Here is an 8,356-nt window from a genome sequence, read left to right as displayed (position 1 = left end):
AGCTCGTCCGCGCGCTCGACGCCGGCGAGCTGCTGAAGACGTGGGCGATGCGCGGCACGCTGCACGCGATGACACCCGACACCGCGGCCGCCGCGCTGGCTCTGATCGCCTCGGCGCGCACGTGGGAGAAGCCTGCGTGGCAACGCAATTTCGGCGCCGACCCCGGGGAAGTGAAGGCGCTGACCGACGCGGTCGCCGAACTGCTCGACGGCGGCGCCGTGCTGAGCCGGGCGGAACTGGTCGACGGACTGGTGCGTGACCGCCGCTTCGCGGCGATGGGTGAGCAGTTGCGGTCCGGCTGGGGCGCGCTGTTGAAACCGCTGGCCTGGCAGGGGGTGCTGTGTCATGGGCCCGCTCGCGGATCGTCGGTGACCTTCACCGCCCCGGCGCATGCGGTGAGCGATTGGAGCGGCCTGCCGCCCACCGACATCGCGGCGTCACGCCTGATCCACGCCTATCTCGGCGCGTACGGTCCGGGCACACCGGAGGCGTTCAACGCCTGGCTCATCCGCGGCGTGTTGCGCAAAACTACTGTGCGCCAATGGTTCTCCGATCTGGGATCCGAACTCACCGAAGTCGACGTCGAGGGCCGCCGGACCTGGATCCGCACCGAGGATGCCGCCGATCTGGCCGCCACCCCTCCCGCCGACAGCGTCCGCCTGCTCGGCCCCTTCGACCAATACGTTCTCGGCCCCGGCACCACGGATCCGGTCCTCCTCCCTCCGGCCCACCGCACGAAGGTCAGCCGGACCGCCGGCTGGATCTCGCCCCTGGTCCTCGTCGGCGGCCGGATCGCCGGAACGTGGGAAACCATCGACAACACCCTCACCGTGAGCATGTTCGACGACGAACGAATCGATTCAGAGCTGCTCCGGGCCGAAGCCGTCCATCTCGCTCGCGCCACCGGCCGCGACCAACTGAACCTGGGCTGAGCTCTTTGAGAGCTGCTCCCGCTGCCGGTCGGCCACCGCCGCATCGGTACGACTTGGCCCTGAACAGGAAAGCCGGCCCGATCCGGAAGGCAATTTGCCGCAGGTCGTTGCGGGGATTCGGCTGGGTTCGACCGTTGCAGCCGACTCAGATTGCGACGTCTCCCGCGGATTCGAGCGCGCCGCCGAGCACCGCCAAGGTTGCCGCGCGCCCCAGGTCCAAGGCGCGCAACAGAACCGCGGAATCGCGGGCGACTCGGCCGATCGTGGGCGCGCCCAGGGGTGGGCGGATCTGCAGAATCGACGGGTCGGCCGTCATGCGGTGCTCGTCGGCGGCGAATTGCGCGGCGCGGGCGAACCAGCTCTCGGCCACTTTCGGGCCCGAAGCGCCGAGCACCCGCGCGACCACGCGCCGTTCGAAATCCGAAGGGACGCTGGGCTTCTCATCGGCCCGCCGGGTTCGCAGGACCACGATATGGGTGGCGCCCTGGGCGCGGGCGGTGGTGATCGGCACCGATTCGGACAGGCCGGCATCGACGTAGCGGCCGCCGCCCACCGCGACCGGGCGTCCGGCCAGAACCGGCATGCAGGTGCTGGCGCGCAGTGCGCGCTGCAGGGTGGGGATATCCCTGATGTGTGGGCGCAGGTCGACGGCGCTGCCGTCGGCGATATCGGTGCCGATCGGGTGGAAGGTGACCGCATTGCCGAGGATCGCCGCGAAATCCATCGGGACGACGCGCTCGTACACGGTGTGCACCAGATATCGGGTGTCCACGACCAGACCGCCGCGCAACGCCCGCGCCGGGGAGATCACCCGCCGCACCACATCGGAATGCCAGGCGCGCCGCGCCCGCGCCGCTCGCCCGCACAGCAGCCACGCCCCGTTCAGCGCGCCGGCCGAGGCGCCGTAGACCGCGTCGAAACACCGCAGCACCCCGAGTTCTTCCAGACCGGTCACCATCCCGTGCGAATAGACCCCGCGGGCCGAGCCACCCTCGATGACCAGGGCCAGGCGGGCCCCATCGCGATGCTCACCGGCGGTGCTGCCGCGGCGGAAGCGTTGCGCGATCAGCTCCACCGGACCCGTCGGCTGCGTACTGTCCGGCATCGCACCTCACCTTCCGATCACTGCGTTCAGCTCTGTCTATCACGCGGCCGCGGAGGCGCCGCCCGAGGCTCGGGCGGCCGCGATACACCCGGGTAGGCTGCGCGGATGCGGATCGAATCGTCACGACGCCTCATCGATACCGTGGCATGGGTGCTGATCGAGGACGGCCGGATCCTGTGCGCCCGCCCGGACGGCAAGGACGAGTTCTACATTCCCGGCGGCAAGCGCGAGGGCGAGGAGACCGATCGGCAGACGCTGATCCGGGAGATCTCCGAGGAGCTCACCGTGGTGCTGATTCCGGGATCGGTGGCCCACGTCGGCACCTACGAGGCCGAATTGCCCGGCGCCACCGAGGTTTCGGTGCGAATGAGCTGTTACACCGCGGACTACGCCGGCACCATCGAGCCGAGCAGTGAAATCGCCGAAATCGCCTGGTTCACCTACGCCGACCGGGCCGCGGTGCCGCCTGTCGACCAGGTGCTGTTCGATGATCTGGTGGCGCGCGGACTGCTACCGGCGCGGTGACTCCGGGCGTTGGACTCCCGCAGCTCCGACTCCGTTGGCCCTGACTTCCGCGGCCCGGCGAATCAGTCGGGGAGCAGCGGCACCGACAAGCCCTCACCGCGCCCGAGCAGTGCGGCCCGGGTGACGGTTCCGGCGCCGAAGCGGTCGCGCACCGCGTCCAGTGCCGCGTCGAGCGTGGTGTCCGGGCGGGCGTCCAACGGCAGCATCAGCTGCCGCGTATCCGTATTCTGCAGGTTCGTCAGGGCGAGGCCGATGAGGGTGATGCCGCGTTCCTCGATCAGGGGGCGAGCGGCGCCGAGCAGGGTGCGGGCGGCCCGCAGGATCGTCGCCCCATCGTCGGTGGCGGTCGGCAGAGTGTGCGAACGGGTCGCGCGGCCGAAATCGGCGAACCGTAAGCGCAGCACCACGGTTCGGCAGATCCGTCGTGCCGCCCGCAACCGGTGTCCGAGCCGATCCGCCAGGCCGTGCAGGTAGGCCTCGATCTCGGCATCGGTGCGAGGCCTGTTCCCCAGCGCGCGTTGCGCACCGATCGATCGGCGCCGGCGACCGGTGTCGACCCGGCGCGGATCGCGTGCCCAGGCCAGGGCGTGCAGATGCCGTCCGGCGGCGCGACCGAGCAGACCGCACAACTCCATCGGGTCGGTATCGGCCAGTTGCCCGATCCGGGTGATGCCGTGTTCGTGCAATGTCCGGGCGGTCACCTCACCCACCCCCCAGAGCCGTTCGACCGGCAGCGGATGCAGGAATTCGAGTTCGGCCTCGGGACGCACCAGCAGCAGGCCGTCGGGTTTGCAGACCGCGCTCGCCACTTTGGCGAGGAATTTGCTTCGCGCCACGCCGACCGAGATGGGCAGTCCGACCTCGGCCCGCACCCGGGCCCGCAATCCGGCCGCGATATCGATCGGGGCGCCCGAAATGCGGTGCAGCCCAGCGACATCGAGAAAGGCCTCGTCGATGGAGATGCCCTCGACCTCCGGCGTGGTGTCGCGGAAGATCTCGAATACGGCCCGGCTCGCCTGCGCATAGGCCGACATCCGCGGCGGCACCACGACCGCATGCGGACACAGCCGCAACGCCTGCCGTGCGTTCATCGGCGTCCGGACCCCGTACGCCTTCGCCTCGTAACTGGCCGCCAGCACCACCCCGCCCCCGACGATCACCGGTTTTCCGCGCAACTCCGGTGCGTCCCGCTGCTCGACCGACGCATAGAACGAATCCAGGTCGGCATGCAAAATCGCCGCCCGCCCCTGACGGCCCCCTTCCTCCGCCCCCTCATCCGATACGAACACATGTTCGATACTAGACCACTCTCGTGGGGCCGCCTACGGTCTCGGGAGGCTCCGTCCCAGTGGTGCGAGCATCGGAACGCACGGGACCGACCGACTCGGATGGAACGGACGCCTCGAAAAATTTCGTCGAACATTCGCCACCGATGTCGAGAACGTCGAACCGGCTCCGTCCCAGAGATACGAGCAACCGAGAACCGCCCGCTCGACCACACCGACACAGGAGCGACAAGCATGGAACAGCACGAGATCACCGAAATCCTCGACCGCCCGATCAGCCGGGAGTTGCTGGCCCGCGACCTGCTGCGTCTGGCGTACGTCGCCAAGGACGGCACCCCGCGCAACGTCCCGATCGCGTTCACCTGGAACGGCTCGCAGATCGTGCTCTGCACGACGAAGAACGCCCCGAAACTGCACTCGCTGCGGCACAATCCTCAGGTCGCGCTGACGATCGACACCGAGGTTCATCCGCCGAAGATCCTGCTGCTGCGCGGACATGCCGAACTCGACGTCGTCGATGGCATCCCCGAGGAATACCTGCAGATGAACGGCAGCTACGAGATGACCCCCGAACAGCGCGTGGAGTGGGAGGCGGAAGTCCGCTCGCTCTACGACGGCATGGTCCGGATCGTCATCACCCCGACCTGGGTGAAGCTCATCGACTTCGACAACACTCTGCCCAGTGCGGTCGAGGAACTGGTCCGGCAGCGGGCCGAACGTCAGCAGGCCTGATCATCACGGCCGGTTCCGTGCCGTGCCCACCGAGGAGACGATGATGCCCAAATACCTACTGCTCGAGCACTATCGGGGTGCGCCCGCGGCGGTCAACGACGTACCGATGGATCAGTGGACCCCGGAGGAGATCACCGCCCACGTGCAGTACATGGAAGACTTCGCCGCACGGCTGCAGACCACCGGCGAGTACGTCGATCATCGGGCGCTCTCGCCGCAGGGCACGTTCGTGCGTTCCGACGGGGAGGGTCGCCCACCGATCACCGACGGCCCGTTCGCCGAGACCAAGGACCTGATCGCCGGCTGGATGATCATCGATGTCGAAACCTACGAGCGGGCGCTCGAACTGGCCGGTGAGTTGTCCGCGGCGCCCGGTGCGGGCGGGCAGCCGATCGGGGAGTGGCTCGAGCTGCGCCCGCTGCTCACCGCGATGCCCACGGTGACCGAGTGAACGAATCGTTGCTGCGGGAGTTGGTGCCCGCGGTGATCGGTGTCCTCGTCCGGCGAAACTCGCAGAAGAGGGTGAGCCGCCGGCAGGTCCGGTGCCCGGCGCCGACGACTCGCTGTGGCTCTATTTCCTCTGCGCGCATCCATCGCTGTCGCCCGGGTCCGCCGTCGCCTTGACGCTGCGCGCGGTCGGCGGCCTGACGACGCGGCAGATCGCAACGGCATACCTTGTTCCGGAAGCCACCATGGCGCAACGCATCGGCCGGGCCAAACGGCGTCTGGCGGGACTTCCGCTGGACCGGCCCGGCGATCCGGCGACGGTGCTGAGAGTCCTCTACCTCGTATTCAACGAGGGCTACGGCGGCGACATCGACCTGGCCGCCGAAGCCATCCGCCTCACCCGCCAGCTCGCCGCCGCGACCGACGAGCCGGAGGTCGCGGGGCTGCTCGCCCTCATGCTGCTGCACCATGCCCGCCGCACCACCCGCACGGGCCCCGGCGGGCGCCTCATACCACTGGCCCAACAGGACCGAACCCGTTGGGACACAACGTTGATCACCGAAGGAGTCGCGATTCTGCAAGCGGCATTGACTCGTGATCGCCTGGGCGAATATCAGGCGCAGGCAGCGATCGCCGCCTTGCACGCCGATGCCCCGACCGCCGCCGAGACCGACTGGGTACAGATCGTGGAGTGGTACGACGAACTACTGAATCTCACGGGTAGCCCGGTGGTGCAACTCAGTCGTGCGGTCGCGGTCGGCGAAGCCGACGGACCCCGGCCGGCCTCGCGGAACTGAGCAAGGTGGACCCCGGCCTGCCCCGATACGCCGCAGTCCACGCCTACCTCCTCGAACGCGCCGGCGTCCTCGAGTAGGCCGCCGACCTGTACGCCGCGGCATCGGCCACCGCCAGCAGCGTGCCGGAGCGTGACCACCTCACCCGCGAGGCCGCACGGGTGCGAACCTTGCTGCGCCGTCGACCCGACCGCCCGGCGACATCCACCGAGTGAGCTTCGCGCCGAAGCCGGTGTCGTGTGAGAAGGTGATGTCTCACTCGTGAATCCGGTGCTGCCGGTGCGAGTGTCGACGTGATCCGAATGGAGGAGAGGCCTTGGTGGAGGCGACGTTCGATGTGACCGGGCTGGTGGGGCATCGCTATCGCACGGACGACTTCTACGAGGTGGGGCGGGAGAAGATCCGCGAGTACGCGCGAGCGGTACAGGACTTCCACCCGACACACTGGAGCGAGGACGCCGCCCGTGAGCTCGGATACGCCGGGCTGATCGCGCCGACCACCTTCATCTCCACCGTCGCGATGCTGGCCAATCGCCGGCTGCTGGAGGACGTCATGAACGGCTACGACGTGGTCGTGCAGACGGACCAGGTATTCGAGATGTACAAGCCGGTGCTGACCGGCGACCGCTTGGTCAGCGATGTGGAATTGTCCTCTGTGCGTCGTATCGGGGGCAGGGATCTGCTCACCATCACCAATACCTTCACGGACGGATCCGGTGACATCGCGCAGATCATGCACACGACCGTCCTCGGCCTCACCGGTGCGGACGTCGGCGCCGAGATCAGCGAGACGATCGAACGCGTCGTCATGAGCGGTCTCGACACCATTCCCCGGATCACGACCGCTGCCGAGGAGGTTAACGTGTCGCCGGCACACCCGGATTCCGTTGCTGCGGCGCGCCTTTCGCCCGTCTCACGCACGCGCACCCCACATACCGCGCTTCGATTCGAGGACATCGCCGTCGGTGTCGAACTTCCCGCGCGGTCGGTGAACCTGACGCGCGGTGATCTGGTGAATTACGCCGGGGTCTCCGGGGATGCGAATCCCATCCATTGGCATGCCGAGATCGCCGCGCTCGCGGGACTTCCCGACGTCATCGCGCACGGCATGCTCACGATGGGTTTGGGAGCCGGCTTCGTCACCGGATGGCTCGGTGACCCGGGCGCGGTGATCAGATACGGTGTCCGGCTGTCGAATTACACCGTTATCGAGGCCGACGCCGCCGGCACGGTGGAGTTCACAGGCCGCATCAAGTCGATCGATCCCGAGACCAGGACGGCGGTCGTCGTCATCGTCGCGAAGTCGGCGGGCCGCAAGGTGTTCGGCCTTGCCACGGCGGATGTCCGCCTGGCCTGACCGCGAATCAGTACTGGTTCTTGATGACGAAGTACGAGCCGCGGATCGTGCCCGCCAGCTTCGACTTCTGCCTCGCGAACTTGAAAGACGAGAGTTCCGTGGGGATTTCCATCCCGTCGGACAGCTTGAAACCCACTGCTCGCTTACCGGAATCGTCGATCGAATACATGACGTTGATCGACAGGCCGCTTTCGTAGAAGACGTAGGCGAAGCGGATGCCGTCCGCTTCGAAGGCCGTGGCCTCGAGCGGACGGGAGGCGATGACGATGCCGCGTTCGTCCTCGAGGATCCGGCTGACCCAGTCGACGGTCGACTGGGCCTCCTTGGCCGGCTCCACCGTGAAGGCGTGGTCGTACTTGTTCTTGAAGTATCGGGCCTCGTTGGCGCGCAGGCCGGCCAATGCGTCCGCGACCGGGGACGATTCGAGGCCTTCGGTCGATACCGTCGTGAAGTCCACTGTGTAGGTCATGGCGAACTCCTCCGCGAGTGTGTCGGTCGAACTCTACAGCGTCGCGCGTCGCGAACCGCGCAGGCTCGGTCTCACTGCGCGCGCGAGAACACCGCCACCAGAAAGTCGGATTCGTCGGTGAACGGGCGCAGATCCCATGTCGAAAGCCGCAGATCCACCCGGAGTCCGGCGTCTTCGGCGTCGGCCAGGAATTGCGGAAAATCGTAACCGCGGTCGGCGCCGAACCCGACCACCACTCGCCCGGCCGGTGCCAGATGGCGCGCGAAACCGGACAGCACCGCGCCTCGGGTGGAGGGCGCCAGGAACGTCATCACGTTGCCCGCGCACACGATCACATCGAAGCCGGCTTCGATCCCTCGACGGGGCAGATCCAGTTCGGCGAGGTCACCGACCAGCCAGGTCGGACCGGGATGGTCCTGCTCCGCCGCGGCGATCAACACCGGGTCGACGTCGACGCCGACCACGACATGTCCGGCGCGATACAGGTAGCCGCCCAGCCGCCCCGGACCGCATCCGGCGTCCAGAATCCGGCTACCGCGCCCGACCATCGCATCGATCAGGCGCGCTTCGCCCACGATGTCCGCGCCTTCGGCCGCCATCGCCCGGAAACGTTCCACGTACCACGTCGAATGTGCCGGATCGGCCGCAGTGATCTCTTCCCACTGGCTGGGCGTGCGTCCGCTCATGGTCTGTTGCCTCTTCTCTCGGT

General features: G+C 68.0%; 9 protein-coding genes and 1 pseudogene. 6 read left to right on the top strand and 4 right to left on the bottom strand.

The features are described 5' to 3' along the window. A partial coding sequence (locus NE2_RS26990; protein ID WP_063030591.1) for a winged helix DNA-binding domain-containing protein occupies positions 1 to 932 on the top strand: 932 nt, incomplete at its 5' end. A gap of 145 nt (positions 933 to 1,077) precedes the next feature. Here the strand turns inward: NE2_RS26990 and NE2_RS26985 are convergent. After that, on the bottom strand, positions 1,078 to 2,037 hold the full coding sequence (locus tag NE2_RS26985; protein WP_063030589.1) for a patatin-like phospholipase family protein: 960 nt from the start codon (positions 2,035 to 2,037) through the stop codon (positions 1,078 to 1,080). Positions 2,038 to 2,142: 105 nt separating this feature from the next. On the opposite strand from NE2_RS26985, the gene NE2_RS26980 reads away from it, so the two are divergent. Further along, entirely contained in the window at positions 2,143 to 2,562 is a 420-nt protein-coding gene (locus NE2_RS26980) for an NUDIX hydrolase (RefSeq protein ID WP_063030587.1), read from the top strand. A gap of 62 nt (positions 2,563 to 2,624) precedes the next feature. Here NE2_RS26980 and dinB read toward each other — a convergent pair whose 3' ends face one another. Then, positions 2,625 to 3,851, bottom strand: coding sequence for a DNA polymerase IV (dinB, locus tag NE2_RS26975; RefSeq protein WP_174553985.1), 1,227 nt, complete (start codon positions 3,849 to 3,851; stop codon positions 2,625 to 2,627). 231 nt (positions 3,852 to 4,082) lie between these two features. Between dinB and NE2_RS26970 the strand changes: the two genes are divergently transcribed. The 4 genes and pseudogenes from NE2_RS26970 to NE2_RS26955 all read left to right on the top strand — a co-directional run bounded on the left by NE2_RS26970 (position 4,083) and on the right by NE2_RS26955 (position 7,178). Then, positions 4,083 to 4,580 carry a pyridoxamine 5'-phosphate oxidase family protein gene (locus NE2_RS26970; protein WP_063030585.1) on the top strand — a complete coding sequence of 166 codons (498 nt, stop codon included), beginning with the start codon at positions 4,083 to 4,085 and terminating at the stop codon, positions 4,578 to 4,580. 43 nt (positions 4,581 to 4,623) lie between these two features. Continuing rightward, positions 4,624 to 5,031 (top strand): YciI family protein, encoded by a 408-nt coding sequence (locus NE2_RS26965; protein WP_063030620.1) that lies wholly within the window; start codon positions 4,624 to 4,626, stop codon positions 5,029 to 5,031. Positions 5,032 to 5,059: 28 nt separating this feature from the next. Continuing rightward, a pseudogene (locus NE2_RS26960) lies at positions 5,060 to 6,036 on the top strand (RNA polymerase sigma factor); the annotation flags it as partial. A gap of 101 nt (positions 6,037 to 6,137) precedes the next feature. After that, complete coding sequence (locus tag NE2_RS26955; protein ID WP_063030583.1) at positions 6,138 to 7,178, top strand: fused (3R)-hydroxyacyl-ACP dehydratase subunits HadA/HadB; 1,041 nt, start codon at positions 6,138 to 6,140, stop codon at positions 7,176 to 7,178. Positions 7,179 to 7,185: 7 nt separating this feature from the next. On the opposite strand, the gene NE2_RS26950 is transcribed toward NE2_RS26955, so the two are convergent. Together NE2_RS26950 and NE2_RS26945 are read right to left on the bottom strand one after the other, a co-directional pair. Continuing rightward, entirely contained in the window at positions 7,186 to 7,647 is a 462-nt protein-coding gene (locus NE2_RS26950) for a DUF8821 family protein (protein ID WP_063030581.1), read from the bottom strand. A gap of 71 nt (positions 7,648 to 7,718) precedes the next feature. Then, positions 7,719 to 8,333 carry a class I SAM-dependent methyltransferase gene (locus NE2_RS26945; protein WP_063030579.1) on the bottom strand — a complete coding sequence of 205 codons (615 nt, stop codon included), beginning with the start codon at positions 8,331 to 8,333 and terminating at the stop codon, positions 7,719 to 7,721. Positions 8,334 to 8,356: the final 23 nt, after the last annotated feature.

It is taken from the genome of Nocardia elegans NBRC 108235 (assembly GCF_001612845.1).
GTDB classification, from domain to species: Bacteria; Actinomycetota; Actinomycetes; order Mycobacteriales; family Mycobacteriaceae; genus Nocardia; species Nocardia nova.
This window is presented reverse-complemented; position numbering and strand designations above follow the sequence as displayed.

Bases quoted from the DNA above. Each gene is read 5' to 3' on its own strand.
- NE2_RS26980 (WP_063030587.1), top strand. From the start codon at position 2,143: ATGCGGATCGAATCGTCACGACGCCTCATCGATACCGTGGCATGGGTG.
- NE2_RS26950 (WP_063030581.1), bottom strand. From the start codon at position 7,647: ATGACCTACACAGTGGACTTCACGACGGTATCGACCGAAGGCCTCGAA.
- NE2_RS26965 (WP_063030620.1), top strand. From the start codon at position 4,624: ATGCCCAAATACCTACTGCTCGAGCACTATCGGGGTGCGCCCGCGGCG.
- NE2_RS26945 (WP_063030579.1), bottom strand. From the start codon at position 8,333: ATGAGCGGACGCACGCCCAGCCAGTGGGAAGAGATCACTGCGGCCGAT.
- NE2_RS26985 (WP_063030589.1), bottom strand. From the start codon at position 2,037: ATGCCGGACAGTACGCAGCCGACGGGTCCGGTGGAGCTGATCGCGCAA.
- NE2_RS26970 (WP_063030585.1), top strand. From the start codon at position 4,083: ATGGAACAGCACGAGATCACCGAAATCCTCGACCGCCCGATCAGCCGG.